Below are 23,871 nucleotides of genomic sequence, written 5' to 3'. Positions count from 1 at the left end.
TATGCACTGGGCGGTGTGGCGGCGCGATACCCTGGCCAGTATCTGCATGGCGCTGCTGGCCTGCGTGTCGCTGGGGTTGGCCTGTGTCGCGATGCTGGGTGCGCTGGAGCGCGAGCAGCATCGCATCGTCAGCAAGCATATCCAGGGCACGCTGGACACCATGACCCAGCTGGTTGGCCTGTTGCAGCAGGATGCCATTACCCGGGTGCGCACGGTAGCGGTCGATCCCACCCACCTGGCGCTGTTCGAGAAGCTGGTGCAGTCGCCGCAGGACAAGCCACTGTTGGCCGCATACGAAAGCTGGCTCACGCCCATCTACCGCAGCCGCGGCTTCGAAGGCTACAGCCTGATTTCGCCGGATGCGCGCATCATCGTGGCCGCCAGCAGCCCGGGCTATGTCGGCAAGACGGTATCCACGGCGGCTTCGCATGATGCCTTGCTGCAGGCGCAGCGCTTCGGCGTGGGCAGCGGCCGCCCGACGCCGGCACCGCGGCCGTTCCTGCGCGACGGCATGGAGCAGCCGGCGGGCAGCGCCTACCAGAATACCTGCGCCCGCATCGACCGCGGCAGCACGCTGCTGGGTTATCTGTGCCTGCGCGAGAACCCGCAGCTGCGGCTGTTCCGCATGCTGCAGACCAACCAGGTGGGCGAAACCAGCGAGGCCTACGTGGTGGATGCCGGCGGGCGCATCCTGTCGCCGGTGGCGAGCCATTCCAGCCACACGGTGGCCGAGTTCCTGCTCAGTGCCCGTTCGCCATCGCCTTCCAGGGTGGGCGTCGGGCCGCTGACCCGGGTAGTCAGCGCCATGCTGGCCAGCCGTGGCAGCAGCGGCGTGCTGGTGGATTATCCCGACTACCGCGGCGTGCGGGTGGTGGGGGCGGCGCAGTGGCTGCCGGCCAGCGATATGGGCATCGTGGTGGAGGAAGATCTGGACGAGGCATTCGGCCCCTACCTGTTTGCCCGCAACGTGGTGGAGCTGATGGCCATCATCGCCATGGCGCTGATCATCGGCCTGAACTATGCGCAATGGCGTTCGCGCCGGCACCTGGCGCGCAGCGAAGGCATGATGGTGGCGTTTCGCGACAACATTCCCGCCGGTTTTCACATCAAGTCACTGGATGGCCGCTATCTGATGATCAACCCCTTGTGCGAGGCGGAGCTGAAAGTGCCGGCCAGCCTGGCGCTGGGGCGCACCGACGCGGAGTTGTTCCCCGGGCAGCCGGAACTGCAGCGCCACGAGGAGCACGATGCGGTGGTGAATAGCGGCGAGGCGCTGATCAGCACCCGGCATTGCCAGGGCGAGCACGGCAGCGAGCAGATCTACCGCGTGGTGCGTTTTCCGATTCGCGATGCCGGCAAGCGCAATGTCATCGCGGTGGGCGCGGCGGCCATCGACATTACCGAGCAGGTGCGCGCGCAGCGGCAGCTGGAAGAGCTGGCGCGCACGCTGGAGGAGAAGGTGGCCGAGCGTACCCGCGAGCTGGCGGCGGCGCGCGACCAGGCCGAGGCCGCCGGCAATGCCAAGGCGGAATTCCTGGCCAATATGAGCCACGAGATCCGCACCCCGCTCAATGCCATTATCGGCATGACGCACCTGGCGCTGCAGCAGCCGGCTGTTCCGCAGCTGCGCTTCCAGCTGCAGCAGGTCAAGGCGTCCAGCCGGCACCTGCTGCACATCGTCAACAACATCCTGGACCTGTCGCGCATGGATGCCGGCAAGCTGCCCATCGATGTGGCCGAGTTCTCGCTGGAGAAGCTGCTGGAGCACGTGGCCGGGCTGGTGTGGGTGTCCGCCGACGCCAAGGGCCTGCAGCTGTCCATCGACATCGAGCCGGGCATTCCGGACCACCTCAGTGGCGACGCCATGCGCATCGGCCAGGTGCTGATCAATTTCGCCAACAATGCCGTCAAGTTCACCGTCCAGGGGCGGGTGATCCTGCGGGTGCGCTGCCTGTTTCGGCTGCACGGGCAGCTGCACCTGCGTTTCGAGGTGGAAGACACCGGCCCCGGCATCGCGCCGGCGCAGGTGGCGCGCTTGTTCGCACCGTTCCAGCAGCTGGATAACTCGGCGACGCGCAGCTTTGAAGGCACCGGGCTGGGGCTGGCCATCAGCAAGAAGCTGGCGGAGCTGATGGGCGGGCACGTGGCGGTGAGCAGCGAGGAGGGCAAGGGCAGCATCTTTGTGCTGGAGGTCGAACTGCAGGCCAGCCAGGCGCCACGGCCGGCACATGCCGCCGCCGGCGAGCACATCGGCAGCGCCTTGCTGGCGATGGCGGACGGCGAGCTGCGCCAGCGTCTGGCCAGCCGGCTGGCCAGCCTGGGGCTGCGGGTGGACGAGGTGGACAGCACGGCGCAGGCTGCGCGCCAGCTGACCCAGGCGGTGCGCCGCGATGCCGGCTACGCCATGCTGCTGCTGGATGCCGGGCTGCCCGAACTGGAGCCGCAGCTCAGCGAGGTGTTGCGGCCAACCTTGCTGCGGCACGGCGGCAGCCTGGTGCTGCTGGGCGAGCCGGCGGGGAACTTGCCGGCCGGCGAATGGTGGCTGCCGCTCGACCCGGACGACAGCGCGCTGTTCGAGCTGTGCTGCAATACGCTGCAGTACTACCAGGCCAGCACGCCCGACAATGGTTGGCCGCAGCTGCAGGGGCGGCATGTGCTGCTGGTGGAGGACAACACCATCAACCAGGAGCTGGTCTGCGGCCTGCTGGCCCAGGTCGGGGTACGGGTAACGGTGGCGGGCAGCGGCGAGGAAGCGCTGCAGCGGCTGGAGGGGCCGCCGTTCGACGGCGTGCTGATGGACGTGCACATGCCGGGCATGAACGGCTTTGTGACCACGGCACGCATACGCAGTGACCCGCGCTTCGCCAGCCTGCCCATTGTGGCGCTGACGGCGCGCGCGCTGGAAGGCGACCGTGCCTGCTGCCTGGCGGCCGGCATGAATGACTACCTGACCAAGCCGCTGGAGCCGCCGCTGCTGTTCGACACCCTGCAGCGCTGTTTCGATGAACTGGCGCCGGCGCATGGCAAGGCCGAAGCGGTGGTGGGGCAGGATCTGGATGCGCTGGCCAGCATGACCGGCATCGACATCCAGCAGGGTCTGGCCTGCACCATGGGCAGCGCCGATCTGTACACCCGGCTGCTGGCCAGGGTGGTGGGCGAGCGCGCCGGGCTGGCCACCCAGCTACAGCAGGCCTACTGCGACGGGCAATGGCAGCAGATCGAAGACCTGCTGCACACCGGGCGCTCCATTCTGGGGGCGATCGGCGCCAGCCAGCTGCAGCAATCCTGCCGCGAAATGGAGCAGCTGCTGCAGCAGCCGGAGCGGCTGGAGCCTATGCTGCTGCACTTTGTGGACGACTATAGCGCGATGATCCAGGACTGCCGGCGCTGGCTGGCAGCCCATCACGCCGGCGGCGTTTAATCCATGGCGGCGTGGGCGCTTTCGGCTGCGTCCGCCGGGGTGGTGCGCTGGCCGGGGCTGACCAGCAACAGCAGCGGAATGATGGCGCTGGTGACCAGGAACATCATCCAGAAATCGTCCACATAGGCCACCATGCTGGCCTGGCGCCGGATCTCGGCCAGCATGGTCGCCAGGCCGTTGCTGCTGTCCAGCGCGAAGGCGCCCTGCGCCTGCGGGTCCAGCCAGCCACCACTGGCGGCCGACACCCTGGCGGCCAGCGAGCCTTCCATGATGTGGCTGTTGCGCACCAGCAGGGTCTGCACCAGGGCGATGCCGATACTGCTGCCGATATTGCGGATCAGGCTGTAGATGGCAGTGCCCTCGGTGCGCATCTGTGCCGACAGCGTGGCGAAGGTGGCGGTGCTCAGCGGCACGAACACCAGGCCCAGGCCGATGCCCTGGATCAGGCCGGGCCAGACAATGTCGGCCGGCGATAGCGACAGGTTGTAGTGGCTCATCTGCCATAGCGAGAGCGCCGTCAGGCCAAAGCCGGCCATCAGCAGCAGCCGCAAGTCCACTTTGCCCACCATGCGGCCAACCAGCATCATCGCCAGCATGGTGCCGACCCCGCTGGGTGCGGTGACCATGCCTGCGGTTTTGGCGGGGTAGCCGAGCAGGCCCTGCAGCAGGGTGGGGGTCAGCGCCCGGGTGGCGTACAGCACCATGCCTACCACGAAGATCAGCAGCAGGCCGGTGGCGTAGTTGCGGTTCAGCAGCAGGCGGTAATCGAAGAACGATTCACCGGGCTGCGTGCAGGCGGTGTGCACGATGAAATACAGGCTGGACAGCAGCAGGGTGCCGGCTTCTATCCAGGTCTCGGTGGCGTTGAACCAGTCGTTCTGCTCGCCGCGGTCCAGCATCATCTGCAGCGCGCCAATGGCGAGGCTGAGCATGGCAAAGCCGAACAGGTCGAAGCGCATGCCGCGACGCGGCTCTGCCGGCTGGATGTAGCGCCACACGCCGTAGAAGGCCAGCATGCCCACCGGCAGATTGATGAAGAACACCCAGCGCCAGTCGTAGCTGTCGGTAAGCCAGCCGCCCAGCGTCGGGCCCAGGATGGGGCCGACCATCACCCCCATGCCCCACACCGCCATTGCCGAGCCGTGCTTTTCGCGCGGGTTGATCTCCAGCAGCACCGATTGCGACAGCGGCACCAGCGCGGCGCCGAACACGCCCTGCAGGAAGCGGGCCAGCACGATCTGCAGCAGCGACTCCGACAGCCCGCACAACACCGAGGCCAGGGTAAAGCCGGCAATCGACACCATGAATACGTTCTTCAGGCTGAAGCGATCGCACAGCCAGCCGGTAAGCGGCGTGGCAATGGCCGAGGCCAGAATGAAGGAGGTGAGAATCCAGGTGATCTGATCCTGCGAGGCGGACAGGCTGCCCTGCATGTGCGGCAGCGCCACGTTGGCAATGGTGCCGTCCAGCGCCTGGATAATGGTGGCCAGCATGATCGACAGCGTGATCATGCCGCGATGCCGGATATTGTGCTCGGTCATCAGGCTTGCTCGGCGCGGCTTTGCAGGGTCTCCAGCACGTTGGTCATGGTTGCCAGCAGCGTGGGGTCGATGTCGTGCAGCAGTTCAATGCGGAAGGCATCCGCCTCGGCACGCACCCGCTGGTACAGCTGCTGGCCGGCATCGGTCAGCACCAGATACTTGATGCGGCGATCGCTGGTGGACGGCTCGCGCAGCAGCAGCCCGGCCTTCACCAGCCGATCCACCATGCTGACCACGGTGGGGTTTTCCACCCCCAGACGGTTGGCCAGTTCGGACTGCGACAGCGGCTCGGTGGCCTTGGCCACGGTGGCAATGGTCATCCAGCCGGCCTGCCCGACGCCCAGGTCCTTCAGGCGGCGGTCCAGCGCCAGGCGCCAGGCGCGGGCGGTGTTGTGCAGCGCGCGGGAGAAGCGTTCTTCGAGAGTCATCACAGCCATAACCACGGAAAAGTTAGAAACCTAACTAATTATGCGACGTAGCGGCTGTAGAGGCAAATGCAGCGCGTTCCGCGCTTGGTGGTGGCGCCGCATGCCATGTGCGTAATCATTGTCGTGGCCGGGCGGCCGGGGAATGCTGCGCATGTGTGTGGGGGGGGGGGGGGCGTTTGACCCCAGGAGTCTTGTGGAGAAAAAAGGCCAGAAAGCCAATAACCACGCGGCTATCCACTGCTCAGGGTCATTGAGAAAGAAATGCAAAAAAGCGATAAAAACGGCGCCACCTTGAGCAGGTTTGTGCCGTTTTTGTCACTGAAGTGCGAAGCGTCGGGCAGTATTTGATTGCTGCTGCAGTAGGAAGCATCATTGGCTAATTCCTTGTTTGTTTGGCGAGAATTCTGGTCTGGGCTGTGCGGGTGAGGCAATAGATCTGTGCACCGAGCACGCGGCAGAGAAGCTGCGCTGCCCGGCCGAGGTGATGGCCGACCTAATGGGGGGGGGCTTAAAACCTATTACTGCTGGTTAGCTGAGTCGTCGATGCCACTGAGCAAGGTCCGACAGTTCGAGATCTTCACTGGTGCATCGTTCATCAGCGAGTACCTGTGCTTTGCACAGGGAAACAAGGTGGTGATCGAAGTTCCCGCTGGGAAGAAGGCTGCCATAGCTGAGTTAGCCGAGGTGCAAGGCAGCTTTGCCGAGGCGATGGCACTGCTGGTGCGTTTCTACGAGAGAGGCGGAGACCTGGAGGAAACCGTCTTCGCACTTTCCAAGACCCTGTCCCAACTAGTCTATCAGCGTGAAAACGTGCTGAAGACAAGAGACCCGCTATACGAAGACGCCGTAAGTATCGTGCGCAGCACTGGCAAGGCGTCCATCTCCTCGGTGCAGCGCCATCTGCGCATCGGCTACAACCAAGCGGCGCGCCTGATCGAAAACATGGAAGTGCTCGGGGTGGTTAGCCCCATGCACTCAGACGGTAATCGAACCGTATACGCATAACCCCACAGCCCCGCCAAGTGCGGGGCTTTTGATTGAGGGATACACCATGGAAGTAACCGCCATTTTCCCGGTGCACAAGGCCGTTGCCGAGCTGCTCACCGCCCAGTCACAAAAGATCGTCGCGCAGATAGAGGAGATCGCCATCCTTAAGCAGACCATCGCCACCAACGAAGCTGGCATCAAGCGCCTGGGCTGCGAGAACTTCGCGCTGGGGGCGGAGAAGGAGTACGCCGAGATTGAGCTGCAGTCAGCCACCGAGCGCATTGCGATGCTGGAGCGCTAGTCGGCCGCAGCGGACGCCGAAAAACAGGAACTTCGCGCCGCGCTGGTAGTGGCCAAGCTGCCCGAAGGCAGTCAGGACAACGTGATTCAGTTGGTGCGGGAGGTGGCATGAAATGCCCCTCTCTATTTGTTGTCACTTTCAGAATGTTTTTTTAGAGCGAGTGGGGTAATTACTGCATTGTGGCGTCTATGTATTTTATATATTTTCGCACATATGTTGGCCTCAAATGATTGGCGTCTCTATAAATAGCCATTCCGGAAGGTGTTGTGCCACTGCATGTTTGTTGATTGCATAGATAATCTAAAGGGTCAATTACCGTTGCGCCGTTTATTGTGGCAACCCGCTTTAGCTCGGATAGCCATGGAAATTTTATGTAAATATCTGATTTTGAAATCATTTCTGAATTTCTGGTTGCATTGAATTTTAAAAGCGAATTTCTATTAATGATATTTGATGGATTTAGTTCATTGCCAGTCGGAATGTTAAGCAAAACAAAAATTTTTTTCCCATTTGATCTTATGGTTTTTATTTGTTTTTCTAATTGGAGGAATAGTTCTTTTCTGCCCTCCGGAGTGTTCATTATTTTGTTGTTGTATATAAAATCGGCGGACAAGCCTAGATATGAGACCCACGCCGCCCCTATTACTACCGTGTCAACATCTGGGTTTTCTATTGCGACATTGATGTCTAAAAAGGCTGTTTTGCAGTGCTCGGTTTTTTTTTCGAACGCTCCACTTACTGGGGGGCAGCCGCTTCTTGTGAAGAAAATGGCTCCCTTTTTTGTTAGTTTATTTTTCGCTAAATAAACAACCCGAGGGGAGTACTGGGCCATGTTGCTGTCGCCAATAAATAATGTATATTTCTCCCCGTTTATTTTATTTATCTCGCTATTGTTGATCTTTGTGGTATAAAGACCTTGTGGATACTCCCACTCGTTGATTGCGTAAGAAACATCTCGGAGAGGTGTTGTGGTGACAAATGGAGTTATTTTTCCAAAATTGATGGCTAAACCAATGGTGGTCAATATTGCTGACGTAATTGCCATATAAGCTAATAACTTATATTGTTTTTTGTTTGAGCGGACTGGCTTTTCAATAAAATAATATGTTGCTGTGGCTAATGCAAAGCTTATGCAGATTGCAAAAAAACCACTTTCTACGCTTAGCGTGCCATTGCCCAGTATATATAAGTAGGATATTATTGGCCAGTGCCAAAGGTAAAGTGGATAACTTATCAGTCCAACCAAAATTATCAGCTTGTTTGATAGGATTTTTTCGTTTGTGATTGACTTCGGCCCGGCGTAAATTATGAGGGCGCTGCCAATGACTGGAATCAATGCAAGCCAGCCAGGGAAGATGTCGCTTTCTTTTGTTGTGAAGACACCTGTCAGTATTAGTGCAATGCCGAGCGCTGAAAAAAGCCCGCTATATTTCTTAATGTTTTGCGTTTCTGTTTTTTTGTCAATTAATGCAACGATTGAACCGGTAAGCAGCTCCCAGAATCGTGTGTGCGGAAGGAAGAATGTTTTTTCTGGATGGCTTGCTACATTAATGATATTAATCAAAAATGATGTTGCCGCAATTGTTGGTATTATCCATGCCAATTTCCTGTTTGATTTTTTTGCGGAAAAAAGTATTACAGGAAATATCAAGTAAAACTGTTCTTCTATCCCTAGCGACCAGATGTGCAAAAGAGGTTTTAGGGTGGCTTGCGGATTGAAGTACCCAGATTCGTGATATAGAGTGAAGTTTTGTACGAAGAACACACTGCTCGCAACATGTTTCCCAAGGGTGGAAAATTCTGATGGCAATAGGATAATCCAGCCAAATGCCGTTGTGAAAGTCAATACAAGTAGTAATGCTGGATATATTCTTTTTATTCGCCTTATGTAGAAGTCAAAAAAAGAAAACTCATTATTTTGAATTTTATTAAATATAATGCTAGTTATTAAATAACCAGATATAACAAAAAATATATCAACCCCTATAAATCCCCCTCGAATAAATGTGGGGAATGCATGATATAGGAGTACAGACAAAATTGCTAAGGCGCGAAGACCATCAATGTCTGGGCGATATGCTATTGGGTGCTGAGCAGCACGTGATGCTGTACTACTCCCGCTCATTCCACTCGCAAAACTGTCAAGCTTTGCTGTCTTTTCTGTTGTAGTCATTGGACGGTCAGTTACAAAACTTGCTTTGTGTCTAGTTTTGTGCTGTGTTTACCAAGGTTAGAGTCTATCAATTCTACTAGGTTGGCATTCGACTGTCGTTAAATATGTCACGACGGGGGCGGCTCCACACTTAGGCGGACAGCTTCCGATAAGCGATAGGGATGCGATGCCAAACAAGATCACCCGACGGGCCGCCTACTGGGCGGCCTGATTCACTTGGGGTACAGCATGAAAGTAGCTGACGGATTTGCCGGCATGGGCGGCGCCAGTGAGGGCGCCATCATGGCAGGCGCCGAAGGGGTCTGGACTGGTAATCACTGGCCCGCCGCAGTGGAGCTGCAAGCACGCAACCACCCGGGTGACATGCATGTATGTCAGGACATGCACCAGGTTGACCCATCTACCATTCCGGCGCACGACGGCTTCTTGGCTAGCCCGTGCTGCCAGGGGCACAGCCCGGCTCGCGGAAAGGCGAATGGCAACCCGCAACATGACAGCAGCCGCGCAACAGCGTGGTCTGTCATCGCGGTTGCCATACCACCTGCAGGATTTCATCGTGGTGGAGAACGTTCCGGCATTCACGCGCTGGAAGCTGTATCCGGCATGGCGGCAAGCACTGCACGCGCTGGGCTATGCCATCCAGCCTTACATCTTAGACGCAGCCGACCACGGCGTGGCTCAAAACCGAGATCGCCTCTATCTGGTGATGACACGTAGCCAGCACCCGATTGAGCTGCGACTGCCAAAGCATGAGCACATCGGCGCCGACAGCTTCATTGACTTCGCCGCAGGCAATTGGAGCCAGATCGAGCGACCAGGGCGCAGCCCCGCAACCTTGAAACGAATTGCGGCAGGCCGGGCCCGCTTTGGTGATCGCTTCTTAGCTCCGTATTACGGCACCGGCTCCGGAGAAACTGGCCGCAGCCTAGGCCGCCCAATCGGCACGATCACGACGCGTGACCGGTGGGCCATCATCGATGGTGACCGTATGCGGATGCTCACTGCGCAGGAATGCCGGACAGCCATGGGGTTTCCAGCGGGCTACATCCTGCCGGAGCAACACCACCTCGCCGTTCACATGTTGGGGAATGCGGTATGTCCGCCGGTGATGCACGACATCATCAACGCAATCAGGGAGGCCGCATGAGTAAGCCACGCAAGAAGTATAACCCGCGTAAGCACCGCCCCAGCTTCGACACGTTCAAGCTGGCCATCGGCCAGGCGATGAACACCGCCACCAACGACGTGGACATCCTGGACGAGCCGCTGGCCGACTACGAGCGCCTGCTGCTGGGCACGGTGGATGTGGAAGGCTTCACCCGGCTGTGCGAGATGGCCGTGGCCACCTTCTGCGCCGGCAAGCTGCTGATCGAACGCGGCACGCCGGAGACAAAGGAGCTGGGCGCGACCTTCCGCATGACCGGCATGGTGGCGTCGGACGAGCTGCAGGCTATCGGTGAACGCTATCGCACCACCGGCCGGCTGATAGGCACGGGCGAGCAATACCGCAACGTCAAGGACGCCCTGGACGCCATGCGCAACATCATCCCGGTGCTGACGCGCGGCGAGCTGCTGACGGTGTTGCACGAAGCGGCACTGATCGTGGAGGAGGGAATCGAGACGGCGAAGCGGGTGAGGCTGGCGGAGCGCAAGGCCGCCTGACATGTAGACACGAATCGACGACACGCCGGCCAGATGGTCGGCGTTTTCAATATCGCCAGGGTTGGGAGGATGCTATGACGGACATAAATGATGCCCTGTTTTTGACCGCTGATGAGGTGGCAACATTGACGGGTAGAAAGCTGAAATCGAAACAGGTAGAGGCCCTGCGAATGATGGGCGTCCCGTTCAGGGTAAATGCCTGCGGAAGGCCGGTGGTGACAAGGTCTGCAGTGGAAGGCAGTGCGAAGAAGGAAGTTGCCGCCAAGCCTAAATGGCAGCCGGCGATTTAAGGACAGACAGGACTACATCATGGGGCGCAAACCAACTGTAAATCTGAATCTGCCGCGCGGTATGCGTGCGCGCAAGCAGCGCAGTGGTGTCGTCTATTACTACTACGATACCGGCGAGAAGCCACGCCGAGAGATACCACTGGGGTCAGACTACCCCTTGGCTGTGATGAAGTGGGCAGAACTGGAGCAGGCCAAAGTGCCGCCAGTAAACCGGCCAACATTTCGGGATGCCTGGGAGCGATATCTGCAAGAGGTGCTTCCGGCCAAGGCCCCGCGCAGCCAGATAAACAATCTCCGCGAATCCAAGTTCCTACTGAAGTTCTTCTGCGACCCCGAGCCGGCGCCGTTGGATGACATCGAAGCGCATCACATCAGGAAGTACATGACGTGGCGTAGTGGTTCCCCGGTAGCAGCCAACCGGGAAAAGGCGCTGTTCTCGCATATCTGGAACTGCGCGCGTGGCTGGGGCTATACCAACCAGCCCAACCCCTGCACCGGCATCCGTGGGAATTCTGAGGCCGGGCGCAATATTTACGTCGAGGACGACGTATTCCGAGTTGTGTACGAGGCCGGCGACCAGGCGCTGCGCGACGCCATGGACTTGGCTTACCTCATTGGGCAGCGGCCGGCGGATACGTTGAAGCTGAGCGACCATAACATGCGTGATGGCTTCATTTACCTTGACCAGCACAAGACCGGCACCAAGTTACGGGTGTCTGTGGAAGGTAGCTCGCCGAGTTGCTGGCCAGGATCAATCGCCGGAAGTCCGCCTTCAAAGTGCGCCCGCTGAAGCTGATCGTCAAAGACGATGGGAGGCCGTTGACGAAAGGCGGTCTGCGAGGACGGTTTGAAGATGCGCGCAGGGATGCTGCGCTGAAGTTTCCCCAACTGGCGGCCGAGATTGCCGCGTTCCAATTCCGGGATCTCCGGGCCAAAGCCGGTACCGACAAAGCGGACGCTTCTGGTGATATCCGCCAGGCGCAAAAACAGCTTGGCCACAGCTCAGTCACTATGACTGAGCAGTACATTAGGAACCGGAGAGGGGCCAAAGTAGGGCCGACGAAATGACTTTTTGCGGAGCAAGGCCGGAATTGCGAAGCAAAAGCAAAGGGCCTCACATCGCTGTGAGGCCCTTCTGTATTGGTGCCGGCGGCAGGAATCGAACTCGCGACCCCCTGATTACAAGTCAGGTGCTCTACCAACTGAGCTACACCGGCGTAGGCGGCGAATATTAGTCAGCTTTCTTGCCGCTGGCAAGCGCTTTTTTAATTCGGCTGCCAAAACGCCGGTTTTACAAAAATATCTCCACCGCCGCGGCGCTGCTGTTGAACAGCAGTTGCTGCTGCGCCGGGCTCATCGCGGGGGGCTTATTGCAGCCACACCAGGTTGGCGAGGATGTCGTCTAGCAGTTCACGGCTGGGCAGGAAGCGTTTCATGGCGGTTGCTCCGTGTTGATGGCTGCAGTATGGCGGCGAACTATAACTTTGTTAAATTGATTTCCAATAACTGATTGTTTGCGTGCGGCTATAAGGCGGCGCCGGGCCGACAGCTTATGCTGTATGCGTTGTAGACGATGGCGGGCTACACCGCCAGCAGCGGCAGCGGGCGGAAGGTATTGCCCAGCATGGCGGCGGAGGGCTTGCCCCACCACTGTTCGATGGCCGTGGCGTACAGCTGGCGAAAATCCACCGCGTAGGGCAGATTGCCGTCGCTAATGTCGGCTAGCTGCGGTGCCTGGCCGTAGAGGCCGCCTTTTACCCGTCCGCCCAATACGAAGTGGGCATTGGCGGTGCCGTGGTCGGTGCCGTTGTTGCCGTTCTGGCGGGGGCGGCGGCCGAACTCGGCATAGCTCATGAGCAGGGTGTCGCGCCAGCGTCCGCGTGCGTCCAGCCCCTGCTGCAATGCGGCCAACCCTTCGGCCAGCTCACCCAGCAGCCGCGCCTGGGTGGCGGGCTGGTTGCTGTGGGTGTCGAAGCCGGTCAGCGTCAGCCGCGCCACCGCGATACGCGCACCGCCGTCCAGTGTGGCCAGCAGGGTGCGGATAGCCTGGCCGAAGGCGCCGGGCGCGGCCGGCAGCTTGCCTTCGTCGCGCGCACCAGCCGGTGCCATGGCGGCCATGCCGCCACCGCTGCCACCCAGCTCCGCAGCCGCATGGCGGATGTCGTCTTCCACTTTCAGGATGTGTGCCAGCGCGCCGCTGCCGCCGGCTGCGTGGCTTTGTACCAGCCTGGCCTGGCGGGCGAAGCTGTCCGGCGTGGTGAGCACCACGGCGCGGGCGCCGCCGGCCAGCGGCCCCAGTGTCTGGCTGCCGAGGATGACACCGTCGCTGGCGTAGGCATCACCCGGCGGGTAGTGCTGGAATAGCCGCGTCAGCCAGCCGTCGCTCAGGTATTGCTGGCTGTTGCTGGCGCTGTCCCAGATATCGATGGAGCGGAAGTGCGACAGATTGGGTTCCGGGTAGCCCACGCCCTGCACGATGGCCAGCTGGCCGGCCTGCCACAGCGGCAGCAGTGGTGCCAGCGCCGGGTGCAGGCCGCTGCTTTCGTTCAGTTGCAGCACCTGTTCGCGGGCAATGGCGAGGCTGGGGCGCAGCCGGTAGTAATCGCTGCTGGCGAACGGCACCACGGTGTTGAGGCCGTCGTTGCCGCCCTTCAGCTCCACCAGGATCAGCAGCCGCTCATAGCCGGCCGGTGCCAGCGCGTAGGCGAGGCCGGGCAGTTGCACGGTGAGCAGGCCGGCGCCCAGGGTTTTGAGAAAGTCGCGTCTTTGCATCGGGGTCTCCCTCATTCCACCTGGTAAGCCGGATCCATCAACAGCGCACGCAGCGTCTGGCTGGCGGGCAGGTTGGCCGCAAGCGGCTGGGTGGGCGGCAGCGCCAGCAGGTAGTGCGGCAGCTGCGCCATGCTCAGCCCGGTGCCTTGCAGCCAGTCGTCCGCCGGGAGCACCAGCTGATTCATGCTGCGCTCGGCGCGTTTCTCCAGCGGCCTGGCGGCCGGGTCCATGGCCGGCCGGTTGCCACCGTCGCGCCACAGGCGATCCAGGAACTGTTTGCGTGCCAGCAGGGTGGCGCTGTTGATCCACGCTTCGCCGCCGGGCCAGCCGCGCACATTGGGCGGGTTGAACACGTCCTGTCCCATGCCGCGGTTGAGCACCGCCAGCGCCCGCCAGTCCGGCGCCGGCTGCTCGAAGGTGCGCAGCGTACCCACGGTCAGCTCCAGCGGCGATTTCACCTGCTGGCCGGCGCTGCGCCAGAAGGCATCGCTCAGCAGCAGCTTGCGCAGCAGCGGTTTGATCTCGTAGTCGCGGGCGAAGCTTGCGGCCAACTGTTGCACCTTTTGCTCGTCCACCTGCGGCGACACCAGGTACAGCCACAGTTTGCGGGTGATGAAGCGGCTGGTTTCCGGCCGCGCCAGCAGCAGGTCCAGCACCTCGTCGCCGTCGAAATTGCCGCTGCGGCCGAACACGGTCTTGCTGCCGTCGTCATGCTGGCGCGGGCGGTAGACGAAGCTGATGCTGCCCGGTTGCAGGCTCCAGCCGGTGAAGGCGCGTGCCGCCTCGCGGATGTCCTGCTCGCTGTAATGGCCTTCGCCCAGGGTGAACAGTTCCATCACCTCGCGGGCGAAGTTCTCGTTGGGCTGGCCCTTGCGGTTGGCCGCGGTGTCCAGGTAGCGCAGCATGGCCGGATCGCGGGCGACGTCGTGCAGCAGGGTGGCGAAGTTGCCCAGCGCATCGCGGCGCAGCAGCACGTTCTGCTGGTACATCAGCTCCGGCACTTTCACTTTTTCCAGTGCCGACACGAAGTGGTTGTGCCAGAACAGGGTCATCTTTTCGCTGATCTGGCTGTGGCTGGCATACATCTCCTGCAGCCACCAGCCGCGCAGCGCCAGGCCCTTTTCCTGCTCCTCGCGCTGGAATGCCTTTTTCTCTTCCTCGCTCATGTCGCGCCGCGGCGGCAGTTGCAGTTCCTGCTCCGCCCAGCCCGGTGGCGGGGTCTGTGCCACGTGGTGGGCCTCGTCCAGCACGCGGTCCACCGCCTGCGCCCGTTCCAGTGGTGCCAGCTGGCGGATGGCCGCCGGCGGCGCGCCAAAGCCGGTGCGCTGCAGCAGCAGGCGGGCGCCGTCCTCGCCGATTGGCGCAGCCAGGGCAGACAGCGGGAGCAGGAGCGGAAGCAGGCGGCGCAGCAGGAGCATGATGGCAGTGGAATGTAAAAAGGCAGTTCACAGTCTAGCTGCCAGGGCAGGGGCGGGTTGCGCACAGCTGTTAAGGATTGTGGCATGAAGCGTTATACTTGCCGCTCGATCACCGGGGGTGCCCGCCAGGCATGTTGGCCAGGCGGACTGAGAAATACCCCAGAACCTGATCTGGGTCATGCCAGCGGAGGAAGTGTGATGTGCGGCCATGCCGCGTGCCGCTTCTTCTTTTGGGTGCCGTAAGCAAAAGAGGATGTCTGCAATGTTCAAGAAAACCATCATGTTGCTGGCGCTGGCCGGCGTCTCCCTTTGTGCCGCAGCCGGCGAGCTGCGCGTGCTGACGCACAGCTCGTTCAGCCTGCCCAAGGACAAACTGGCCGAGTTCGAGCAGCAGGCCGGCGTGAAGCTGTCCATCATCAAGGCCGGCGATGCCGGCGAGATGCTCAACAAGCTGATCCTCACCCGCGCCAACCCCATTGCCGACGTGGTGTACGGCATCGACAACACCCTGATCGGCAAGGCCAATGCCGCCGGCGTGCTGGAGCCCACCAGCAGCAAGGTTGGCCGCAGCGTGGCCGGCGTTGCCCTGCCGGGCGCGGTAGCGGTGGACTACGGCTACGTGAACCTGAACATCGACAAGGCCTGGTTCGCCAAGAACAAGCTGCCGCTGCCGGCCAGCCTGGACGACCTGGCCAAGCCGGCCTACAAGAACCTGCTGGTGGTGGAAAACCCGGCTACCTCCAGCCCGGGGCTGGCCTTTCTGCTGGCCACCATCGCCGGCAAGGGCGAGGCCGGCGCCTTCCAGTGGTGGGAGAAGCTGCGCGATAACGGCATGAAGGTGGTGAAAGGCTGGAGCGAGGCCTACTACACCGAGTTCAGCCGCAACGGCGGCGCGCGCCCCATCGTGGTGAGCTATGCCACCAGCCCGGCGGCCGAGGTGTTCTACAGCAAGGAAAAACTCAGCGAGGCGCCCACCGCCAACCTGCTGCTCAAGGGCGGCGTGTTCCAGCAGGTGGAAGGCGTGGCGCGGGTGAAGGGAGGCAAGGAGCCGCAGGCGGCGCAGGCCTTTGTCGATTTCATGCGCAGCAATGCGGCGCAGCAGGCGATTCCCACCGAAATGTGGATGTACCCGGCAGTGGACGGCGTGAGCCTGGACCCGGTGTACAAGCACGCGCCGCAGCCCACCGCGTTCAGCAACCCCAAGCTTGACGCCATGCAGGCCAAGACCGCCGGCTGGGTCAGCCGCTGGACGCGGCTGGTGCTGAAATCCGGTAACTGACGCCATGCTTGCGGCCAACCTTGCTGCCAATCTTGCAGTTGGACGCCACGGCGACATCCACAGCCCGCGGCTGATACTGCGCCACCTGGATGCCGAGGTACTGCGCCTGGGCAGCAACGGCCGCCATGTCGAGGCCGGCGCCCGGCTGGGCGCCGTGCTGCCGGCGGACTGGCTGGGCGAGCAGGCGCTGATGGCGCTGCGGCTGGCGGACATGCTGGCCGATGACGGCTACGCGCCGTGGTCGCTGCGCGCCATGCTGTGCCGCGACAGCGGCCGCATGCTGGGGCATATCGGCTTTCACAGCACGCCGGCGCCGGCGTATCTGCATGAGCTGGCGCCGGGCGCGGTGGAGCTGGGCTACACCGTGTACGCCGCGCACCGTCGCCAGGGCTACGCCGCCGAGGCGCTGGCCGCCATGCTGCACTGGGCGCGGCGCGAGCACGGGCAGCAGCGCTTCGTGCTGTCCATCGCGCCGCACAACCAGCCGTCGCTGGCGCTGGCGCACCGCTTCGGCTTTTGCCAGGTGGGCAGCTGGCACGACCCGGAAGACGGCGACGAGCAGGTGTTCCTGCTGGAGCACGCTGCGTGAACTGGCCGCTGCGCAGCAGCCTGGCGCTGCTGCCGCTGTTGTTCCTGGCCGCCATGGTGGCGGCGCCGCTGGCGCGGTTGCTGTGGCAGGGCGGGGTGGCGTTCAGCCCGGCGCTGCTGCAGGACAGCTACCTGCAGTGGCGGCTGGCGTGGTCGCTGGGGCAGGCGCTGGCCAGCTGTCTGCTGTGCCTGCTCATTGGCCTGCCGCTGGCCTGGGTGCTGGCGCGCTATGACTTTCCCGGCCGCCGCCTGCTGCTGCGGTTGTTGCTGCTACCCTTCGTGATGCCCACCCTGGTGGCCGGCCTCGGCGTGCTGGCGCTGTTCGGCCCGCATGGCGTGAGCGGCATCAATCTGCAGGACACGCCGTGGCTGCTGCTGTACGGCAACCTGTTCTACAACCTGCCGCTGCTGGTGCGTGCCGGGGTGGATGGCCTGGCGCAGGTGCCGGCCAGCCGCCTGCAGGCGGCGCGCACGCTGGGCGCCACGCCGTGGCGCTGCTTCTGGCGGGTGGAGTGGCCGGTGCTGCGGCCGTGGCTGGGCTCCGCGCTGTGCCTGATCTTCCTGTACTGCTTTGCCGGTTTCGGCCTGGCGCTGCTGCTGGGCGGGCAGCGCTACGCCACGGTGGAAGTGGAAATCTATTCGCTGGTGGCTTACGAGCTGAACCTGGCTGATGCCGGCGCGCTGGCACTGCTGGCACTGGCGGTGGGTGCACTGGCGGTAGGCGGCTATGCCTGGGTCGAGCGCCGGCTGGTGCGGGACAACCGCCCCGGCCCCACGTTGTGCCGCCCGCCGCAAGGTTGGCCGCAACGCCTGCAGCTGCTGGCGGCGCTGCTGTTGCTGGCGCTGTGCTGCGCCGCGCCGCTGGCCGCGATTGTCTGGCGTGCACTGCAGGCCGATGCCGCCAGCTGGCGCAGCCTGTGGGATGGCGAGGTGCTGGGCGCCATCGGCAACACGCTGCGTTTTTCTGCCGGCGCGGTGCTGCTGGCGCTGTTGCTGGGGCTGACGCACGGCGTGGCGGCGGCGCGCTGGTGGTGGCTGCGCGGGCTGGGCTTTCTGCCTTTCATGGTGTCGCCGGTGATGCTGGCCTTCGGCCTGCTGCTGCTGTACCCGCAGTTCAGCGCCAGCCTGGGGCTGCTGCTGGCGGCCTATGCGCTGCTGGGCTACCCCTTTGTGGCCAAGGCGGTGGCGGCGGCGCTGGCCAGTCTGCCGCCCAGCCTGCCGGCGGCGGCGCGCACCCTGGGCGCCACCCGCTGGCGCGCTTTTCTCCGCGTCAGCCTGCCGCTGATCCGCCCGGCGCTGCGCCGCGGGCTGGCGTTTGCCGCTGCCACCGCGGTGGGCGAATTCGCGGTGACGCTGTTCCTGTCGCGCCCGGAGTGGACCACGCTCACCACGCTGATCTACCAGCGGCTGGGCCGCCCCGGTGCGGCCAACCTGCAGCAGGCCATGCTGCTTACCTGTTTGCTGCTGGGCTTTGCCCTGCTGGCGTTCCTGATCATCGAATGGCCGGAGAAACATCGTGCTGCGGATTGAACAACTGAGCCTGGCCTTCCACCGCCGCCGCGTGCTGGACGGCGTGTCGCTGCAGGTGGCGGCAGGTGAGACGCTGGCGCTGCTGGGGCCGTCCGGCGCCGGCAAGTCCAGCCTGCTGGCGGTGCTGGCCGGGCTGCAGCGGCCGGATGCCGGCAGTGTCAGCCTGCACGGCCGCGACCTGCTGGCGCTGCCGCCGGAGCGCCGCCAGCTGGCGATGATGTTCCAGGATCATGCGCTGTTCCCGCACCTGGACGCTGCGGCCAACGTTGCCTTCGGCCTGGTCGAGCGCGGCCAGCCGCCACGTGCGGCGCGGCAGCAGGCCGAAGACATGCTGGCGGCGGTGGGGCTGGCCGGCCGTGGCCGCGCCGCCTGCCACACCCTGTCCGGCGGCGAACGGCAGCGGGTGGCGCTGGCACGCGCGCTGGTGTGCCGGCCGCAGTTGCTGCTGCTGGACGAACCGTTCTCCAGCCTGGACACCGACCTCAAACAGCAGCTGCTGGCCGATGTGGCGCAGCACCTGGCCGGCCTGCAGGTGCCGGCGCTGCTGGTAACGCACGACCGTCACGAGGCATTCACCCTGGCGCAGCGGGTGGCCATTCTGCAGCACGGCCGCATCGTGCAGCAGGGCACGCCGGCGGAGATCCTGGCGCAGCCGGCCAGTGCCTGGGTGGCGCGCTTCGTCGGCTTTCACAATGTGTTCGATGGCTACGCCATCCCGCCGCAGGCCTTCGTGCTGGGCGATGGCCAGCCGCAGCGGCGCATCCTGGCGGTGGCGCCGCAGGCCGATGGCTGGCGGCTGACGGTGGCGGGTGACGACGCGCCGTGGCAGCTGCTGCTCAGCCCGCGCGAGCTGGCCGGCATGCCGCAGCCGCAGGTTGGCCGCAGCCTGGCGCTGGGGGTGCGCGCGGAGGCGCTGCTGCGCTGGCAGGGCTGATCGCGCCCGGAGCGCCGCCACCATGCCGCCCACGCCACTGGCTGGGCGGCATTTTTATTGCCGCGCGTGGCCGTGCCTGGCTATGTGCAAATGCAGCAATGCTTTTGGCATGAAGCATCACGGGTGTTGTGCCGGCAATCTGCGGCTAATCCGGCTTGCCATTGGCATTTTATGGCGCAAGCCGGCGCTTTATTGGTTGGTATAGACATTTTGTGGCCATTTATTGCCAGCGAGGTGGTGGCAGAGCGCTGGCGCGGGCTGGAGTGGCCGCTAGGTGTAACTACCTAGCGGCGGCTTATTGCATTGACATGTAATTTGATAATGGCTAACTAACAGATGAATTAACAAATGTTGACGTTCTCACCTCACCCACCGGAGTAACGACATGTTCCGTCATCTGACCATAGGCCAGCGCCTGAGCCTGCTGCTCGGGCTGCTGCTGCTGATAGCCGCCACCCTGGGCGGCTACGGCATGTATGTGCAATCCAGAATCATGGGCGCCTTTGCCACCACCTATAACGACCGCGTGCTGCCGCTGCAGCAGCTCAAGCACGTGGCGGACGGCTACGCCAGCAGCATCGTGGATGCCACTCACAAGCTGCACGCCGGTAGCATCAGCCGCGATACCTTTCTGCAGAACCTGGACAGCGCACGCAGCGACATCGACAAACAATGGCAGGCTTACCGTGCCACCTATCTGACCGCAGAAGAGCAGGGCCTGGCTGCCCGGGCGGAGCAGGCAATGCAGGTGGCCAATGCCGCCACCGTGCAACTGCGCCAGCTGGCGCAGGCGGGCGATGCCGCCGGCCTGCAGCAGTTCACCGACCAGCAGCTGTACCCGGCGATGGACCCGGTGGCACGGCAGATCGACGCGCTGATCGAGCTGCAGCTGCGGGTGGCTGCCGAGGAGTACGCCAAGGCGCAGGTTTCCGCGCAGCACAGTACCAATATGTCGATCGTGCTGATGCTGGCCGGTCTGGCGCTGGGCAGCAGCATGGGCTTTTTCATCATCCGCAACCTGCTGCGCCAGCTGGGCGGCGAGCCGGCAGATGTGGTGCAGCTGGCACGGCGCATTGCCGCCGGCGATCTCAGCCAGAGCCTGGCGGTGCGGGCCGGCGACGACAGTAGCGTGGTGGCCTGCATGGCCGTCATGCAGCAATCGCTGGGCCGGCTGGTGCAGGAGCTGGAGCAGGTGATCGAGCGGCTGTCGATCAACGCCACCGAGTTGGCCGCATCCTCCGAGCAGGTCGCGGTAACGGCGGAGGAGCAGACCCGCTCCGTTGCCGCCATGTCGGCATCGGTGGAGCAGCTGTCGGTGAGCATCGCCTCGGTCAGCGACAATACCCGCGAAGTGGCGCGCGATGCCGGCAGTGCCGGCCAGCTGGCCGGCGCCGGCGAAGCCAGCATCAGCGGCACGCTGGATACCATCCAGCAGGTCAGCGCGCAGGTGCAGGCGTCGCAGCAGCAGGCCAATCTGCTGGGCAGCAAGTCGCAGCAGATCTCCGGCGTGGTGGAAGTGATTCGCGACGTGGCCGAGCAGACCAATCTGCTGGCGCTGAACGCCGCCATCGAAGCGGCGCGCGCCGGCGAGGCCGGCCGCGGCTTCGCCGTGGTGGCCGACGAGGTGCGCAAGCTGTCGGAACGCACCGCGCATTCCACCAGCCAGATCAGCGAGATCATTGCCGAGATGGTGTCCAGCAGCCAGCAGGTGGTGGCCGACATTCACCAGACCGTGGCCGGCATGGAGCAAGGACTGCTGCAGACCCGCCAGGCGCGCGACAATATGGCCGGCATCAGCGGCAACGTTGGCCGCATCAACCAGGCGATCCTGTCGGTATCGGCGGCGCTGGCGCAGCAGCAGGCGGCCAGCGGCAATATCGCCGGCAACGTGGAGCAGGTGGCGCAGATGACCGAGGAAACCAGCACCGCCGCCACCCAGACCGCGGTATCCGCCAGCCAGCTGGAACAGATGGCAGGGGAGCTGAAAGCGGCAATCGCCTTCTTCACCCTGCCGCCGCTGGCGGTGGCAGCGGCGGCCAGCCTGCGCCCGGCCGTGCGGCTGCAGCCGGCGTAAGCCGTACTGGCCAGGTGCTTTGCCGGGCAATCGCATCGGCAGCCTTGCTGTTTGTAAAACCAGGCCCTTCCGCGCTGCGAAAGGGCTTGTTCAATACACGCACGGGCCCCGCGGGGCCCGTGCTGTTGTTGGCGCCGGCACCGGCTTCCGCCGGAAGAGGTACTGCGCAGGCGGGGCGAGGCGGGTACAATGCCCGGCCATCAAGATAAAACCAGGCTGACACCATGAAACCGCATATTGTTGCCACCCTCACCGAAGCGCGCAGTGCCCTGGACGCACTGCTGTCCAACCAGCAGGCGCTGGCCGCCATCGACGCCGCCGGCGATGCGCTGGTGACGGCGTACCGCAACGGTCGCCGGGTGTTCAGCTGCGGTAACGGCGGCTCAATGTGCGATGCCATGCACTTTGCCGAGGAGCTGTCCGGCCGCTATCGGCTGGATCGCAAGGCACTGCCGGCAGCCTCGATCAGCGACCCCAGCCACATCAGCTGCGTGGGCAACGACTACGGCTACGAGGCCATCTTCTCGCGCTACCTGGAAGCGCATGCCGGCGCCGGCGACGTGCTGCTGGCCATCAGCACCAGCGGCAGCAGCAAGAACGTGCTGGCGGCGGTGAAGGAGGCGAAGGCGCTGGGCATGGTGGTGGTGGCGCTGACCGGGCGGCCGGATTCGGTGATCGGCCAGCTGGCAGACATCGACGTGTGCACCCCGGGCGGCCAGTACGCCGACCGGGTGCAGGAGCTGCATATCAAGGTGATCCACATCCTGATCGAATCGGTGGAGCGCGCGCTGTTCCCGCAGAACTACGCCTGAGCCCTAACCGGGTCGGGCGCGACAAGGCCCGCCGCTGGTGTAATGGTGTTCACTTAAGCAAGTGAACACCATTTTTATTTGTTGGTTCAGAGAGTAGCTTGGGTCGAGCCCAGCGAGGCCCAACGTTTACCGTGTTGCAGTTGTGGTATGGCTTGTTTTAGCGTGGAATCCGCTACGTGGATAATGATTTTGATGCCGGTTCCGCCCGGCGGACAGGTTAAGGGGGCCCCCGCGGCCCCCTTAACAATCCCCGGCTCCCCGGGGCTGCTCGAAACCCCGTGCAAAAAGGCACGCCCCAGGCGCCGCCGAACTCGTCCCTCGCTAACGGCTCGGGACTCAAACAGATCGGCGTCTTAAAACCTGGGGCATACCGTTTTACACGGCTCGCGCCAACGGGTTTGGGGCAAGTCGCTACCGTTCTAACGCCAAAGTGGTTGGGCGCGATTTCTTAAGTGAACACCATCCCGCCGCTGGTGGGCTTTGTCGTCTGGTGTCTCAGTAACCGTTGACCGGCAACTCCTGGCCGCGCCGCGCGCTGTCCTCGCCCAGCTCGATCAGGCGCATCACCTGCGCCGCCTGTTCGGCCGGCACCGGGTTGGTAGTGCCATCGAGAATGGCTGCCGCCACGCCATCGTAGTAGCGGCGGTAGTCGCCGTGCCGGGTGGTGTGCAGCACGCCGTGCGGCTCGCCATCCACCTGCCAGTAGCGCATGCCGTGCAGCGTGTCCTCGCCCCAGCCGGCATCGCCCGGCTGCTGGCCGCGCTTGAGCATGGCCTCCTGGTTGTCCAGCCCGTATTTCACGTAGCTGCCGCCGCTGCCGTGCACGGCAAAGCGCGGCGAGCCGCCGCTGATCAGGCAGCTGCCGGACAGCAGCACCCGCAGCCGCGGGTAGCGCAGCTGTACGTGGAAGTAGTCGGTGGTGACGGCGCCGGGGCGCTGGCAAGCCAGGTCAGCGTGGATGGCATGCGGCATGCCGAACAGTTGCAGCACCTGGTCCAGCAGGTGCGGGCCCAGGTCGTACCACAGCCCGCCGCCGGCCACGTCGGATTCGCGCCAGCGCACCTGCACCTGCGGGCGGTAGCGCTCGAAGCGCGATTCGAACAGCGCGATCTCGCCCAGGGTGCCGGCGGCCAGCAGCTGTTGCACGGTAAGGAAGTCGGCATCCCAGCGGCGGTTGTGGAACACCGACAGCAGGCGCTGGTGGTGCTTGGCCTGCACGATGAGTTGCTGTGCTTCGCTGAGGGTGACGGTAAACGGCTTGTCCACCACCACGTGCTTGCCGGCGGCCAGTGCCGAGTCGGCATGCACGAAATGGCTATTGTTGGGGCTGGCAATCACCACCAGGTCGATCTGCGGGTCGGCCAGCGCCTGCGAGGTGTCACTGGCAACCTGTACGCCGGGATGGTCGGCCTGGACCTGCTCGCCCTTGCTGCTGACGACGGTATGCAGCTTCAGGCGCGGGCTGGCCTGGATCAGCGGGGCATGGATGGTGCGTCCGGCATAGCCGTAACCCACCAGGGCAACATTCAGCGGTGCAGACATGGCATGTCTCGAGAACAGGAGGGAATCAGCTTTTACCGTAGCCCAAACTGGCTGACAAGGCTGCTTTTGCTGTAGTTGCGACACTACGTTAAAAAAGCCGCAAAAGCTTGACTGGCAAG

19 protein-coding genes, 1 tRNA gene, 2 pseudogenes and 1 riboswitch are annotated in these 23,871 nt (G+C 63.2%); of the genes and pseudogenes, 15 read left to right on the top strand and 7 right to left on the bottom strand.

The annotated features are described in order from the left end of the window. Position 1 precedes the first annotated feature (1 nt). Positions 2-3,421 carry an ATP-binding protein gene (locus tag PSELUDRAFT_RS17775; protein ID WP_088968093.1) on the top strand — a complete coding sequence of 1,140 codons (3,420 nt, stop codon included), beginning with the start codon at positions 2-4 and terminating at the stop codon, positions 3,419-3,421. Here PSELUDRAFT_RS17775 and PSELUDRAFT_RS17770 read toward each other — a convergent pair. Both PSELUDRAFT_RS17770 and PSELUDRAFT_RS17765 read right to left on the bottom strand, forming a co-directional pair. Then, a complete protein-coding gene (locus tag PSELUDRAFT_RS17770) occupies positions 3,418-4,962 on the bottom strand; it encodes an MDR family MFS transporter (protein ID WP_231895256.1) in 1,545 nt (514 codons plus the stop codon). The two genes, PSELUDRAFT_RS17775 and PSELUDRAFT_RS17770, sit on opposite strands and share 4 nt — an antisense overlap. Beyond that, positions 4,962-5,390, bottom strand: coding sequence for a MarR family winged helix-turn-helix transcriptional regulator (locus tag PSELUDRAFT_RS17765; protein ID WP_088968565.1), 429 nt, complete (start codon positions 5,388-5,390; stop codon positions 4,962-4,964). The genes PSELUDRAFT_RS17770 and PSELUDRAFT_RS17765 overlap by 1 nt, the downstream gene beginning before the upstream one ends. Positions 5,391-6,215: 825 nt before the next feature. Between PSELUDRAFT_RS17765 and PSELUDRAFT_RS20160 the strand changes: the two are divergent. After that, positions 6,216-6,395: pseudogene (locus tag PSELUDRAFT_RS20160) on the top strand (DNA translocase FtsK); the annotation flags it as partial. A 46-nt stretch (positions 6,396-6,441) separates the two neighbouring features. Further along, complete coding sequence (locus tag PSELUDRAFT_RS17755; protein ID WP_088968091.1) at positions 6,442-6,678, top strand: hypothetical protein; 237 nt, start codon at positions 6,442-6,444, stop codon at positions 6,676-6,678. Positions 6,679-6,847: 169 nt separating this feature from the next. Here PSELUDRAFT_RS17755 and PSELUDRAFT_RS17750 read toward each other — a convergent pair whose 3' ends face one another. Further along, the gene (locus tag PSELUDRAFT_RS17750) at positions 6,848-8,851 is read right to left on the bottom strand and encodes an acyltransferase family protein (RefSeq protein WP_088968090.1); all 2,004 of its coding nucleotides are present in this window, start codon (positions 8,849-8,851) and stop codon (positions 6,848-6,850) included. A 228-nt stretch (positions 8,852-9,079) separates the two neighbouring features. Here PSELUDRAFT_RS17750 and PSELUDRAFT_RS19970 point away from each other — a divergent pair. From PSELUDRAFT_RS19970 to PSELUDRAFT_RS20155, 6 genes and pseudogenes are all read left to right on the top strand, one after another. Continuing rightward, positions 9,080-9,268: pseudogene (locus PSELUDRAFT_RS19970) on the top strand (DNA cytosine methyltransferase); the annotation flags it as partial. 58 nt (positions 9,269-9,326) lie between these two features. Continuing rightward, positions 9,327-9,998 (top strand): DNA cytosine methyltransferase, encoded by a 672-nt coding sequence (locus PSELUDRAFT_RS19965; protein ID WP_255374060.1) that lies wholly within the window; start codon positions 9,327-9,329, stop codon positions 9,996-9,998. After that, a complete protein-coding gene (locus PSELUDRAFT_RS17740; RefSeq protein WP_088968089.1) occupies positions 9,995-10,513 on the top strand; it encodes a hypothetical protein in 519 nt (172 codons plus the stop codon). Before PSELUDRAFT_RS19965 ends, PSELUDRAFT_RS17740 begins: the two co-directional genes overlap by 4 nt. Before the next feature lie 74 nt (positions 10,514-10,587). Continuing rightward, complete coding sequence (locus PSELUDRAFT_RS17735; protein WP_088968088.1) at positions 10,588-10,803, top strand: DUF4224 domain-containing protein; 216 nt, start codon at positions 10,588-10,590, stop codon at positions 10,801-10,803. Between the two features lie 19 nt (positions 10,804-10,822). Continuing rightward, a complete protein-coding gene (locus PSELUDRAFT_RS17730) occupies positions 10,823-11,593 on the top strand; it encodes a hypothetical protein (protein ID WP_197693905.1) in 771 nt (256 codons plus the stop codon). Further along, a complete protein-coding gene (locus PSELUDRAFT_RS20155; RefSeq protein WP_197693904.1) occupies positions 11,581-11,871 on the top strand; it encodes a tyrosine-type recombinase/integrase in 291 nt (96 codons plus the stop codon). The genes PSELUDRAFT_RS17730 and PSELUDRAFT_RS20155 overlap by 13 nt, the downstream gene beginning before the upstream one ends. Before the next feature lie 73 nt (positions 11,872-11,944). On the opposite strand, the gene PSELUDRAFT_RS17725 is transcribed toward PSELUDRAFT_RS20155, so the two are convergent. From PSELUDRAFT_RS17725 to PSELUDRAFT_RS17715, 3 genes are all read right to left on the bottom strand, one after another. After that, positions 11,945-12,020 (bottom strand) — tRNA-Thr (locus PSELUDRAFT_RS17725). 364 nt (positions 12,021-12,384) lie between these two features. Then, complete coding sequence (locus tag PSELUDRAFT_RS17720) at positions 12,385-13,575, bottom strand: DUF1501 domain-containing protein (RefSeq protein WP_088968087.1); 1,191 nt, start codon at positions 13,573-13,575, stop codon at positions 12,385-12,387. Between the two features lie 11 nt (positions 13,576-13,586). After that, positions 13,587-14,993 (bottom strand): DUF1800 family protein, encoded by a 1,407-nt coding sequence (locus tag PSELUDRAFT_RS17715; RefSeq protein ID WP_088968086.1) that lies wholly within the window; start codon positions 14,991-14,993, stop codon positions 13,587-13,589. A 104-nt stretch (positions 14,994-15,097) separates the two neighbouring features. Next, a riboswitch (TPP riboswitch) is annotated at positions 15,098-15,204 on the top strand. A gap of 51 nt (positions 15,205-15,255) precedes the next feature. Here PSELUDRAFT_RS17715 and PSELUDRAFT_RS17710 point away from each other — a divergent pair. The 6 genes from PSELUDRAFT_RS17710 to PSELUDRAFT_RS17685 all read left to right on the top strand — a co-directional run bounded on the left by PSELUDRAFT_RS17710 (position 15,256) and on the right by PSELUDRAFT_RS17685 (position 22,210). Continuing rightward, on the top strand, positions 15,256-16,272 hold the full coding sequence (locus tag PSELUDRAFT_RS17710) for a thiamine ABC transporter substrate binding subunit (RefSeq protein WP_088968085.1): 1,017 nt from the start codon (positions 15,256-15,258) through the stop codon (positions 16,270-16,272). A 4-nt stretch (positions 16,273-16,276) separates the two neighbouring features. Beyond that, positions 16,277-16,861, top strand: coding sequence for a GNAT family N-acetyltransferase (locus PSELUDRAFT_RS17705; protein WP_088968084.1), 585 nt, complete (start codon positions 16,277-16,279; stop codon positions 16,859-16,861). A gap of 53 nt (positions 16,862-16,914) precedes the next feature. After that, positions 16,915-18,390 (top strand): iron ABC transporter permease, encoded by a 1,476-nt coding sequence (locus tag PSELUDRAFT_RS17700; RefSeq protein WP_088968564.1) that lies wholly within the window; start codon positions 16,915-16,917, stop codon positions 18,388-18,390. After that, positions 18,377-19,324: an ABC transporter ATP-binding protein gene (locus PSELUDRAFT_RS17695; protein ID WP_088968083.1), complete on the top strand. Its 948-nt coding sequence runs from the start codon at positions 18,377-18,379 to the stop codon at positions 19,322-19,324. Before PSELUDRAFT_RS17700 ends, PSELUDRAFT_RS17695 begins: the two co-directional genes overlap by 14 nt. 385 nt (positions 19,325-19,709) lie before the next feature. Next, positions 19,710-21,398: a methyl-accepting chemotaxis protein gene (locus tag PSELUDRAFT_RS17690; protein WP_088968082.1), complete on the top strand. Its 1,689-nt coding sequence runs from the start codon at positions 19,710-19,712 to the stop codon at positions 21,396-21,398. A 224-nt stretch (positions 21,399-21,622) separates the two neighbouring features. Beyond that, complete coding sequence (locus tag PSELUDRAFT_RS17685) at positions 21,623-22,210, top strand: SIS domain-containing protein (protein WP_088968081.1); 588 nt, start codon at positions 21,623-21,625, stop codon at positions 22,208-22,210. A 495-nt stretch (positions 22,211-22,705) separates the two neighbouring features. On the opposite strand, the gene PSELUDRAFT_RS17680 is transcribed toward PSELUDRAFT_RS17685, so the two are convergent. Further along, a complete protein-coding gene (locus PSELUDRAFT_RS17680; RefSeq protein WP_088968080.1) occupies positions 22,706-23,752 on the bottom strand; it encodes an oxidoreductase in 1,047 nt (348 codons plus the stop codon). Positions 23,753-23,871: the final 119 nt, after the last annotated feature.

The sequence above is a fragment of the Vogesella sp. LIG4 genome, assembly GCF_900090205.1.
Taxonomy (GTDB): domain Bacteria; phylum Pseudomonadota; class Gammaproteobacteria; order Burkholderiales; family Chromobacteriaceae; genus Vogesella.
Note: the sequence above shows the minus strand (reverse complement) of the source record. Positions and strands in the feature narration are given on the sequence as shown.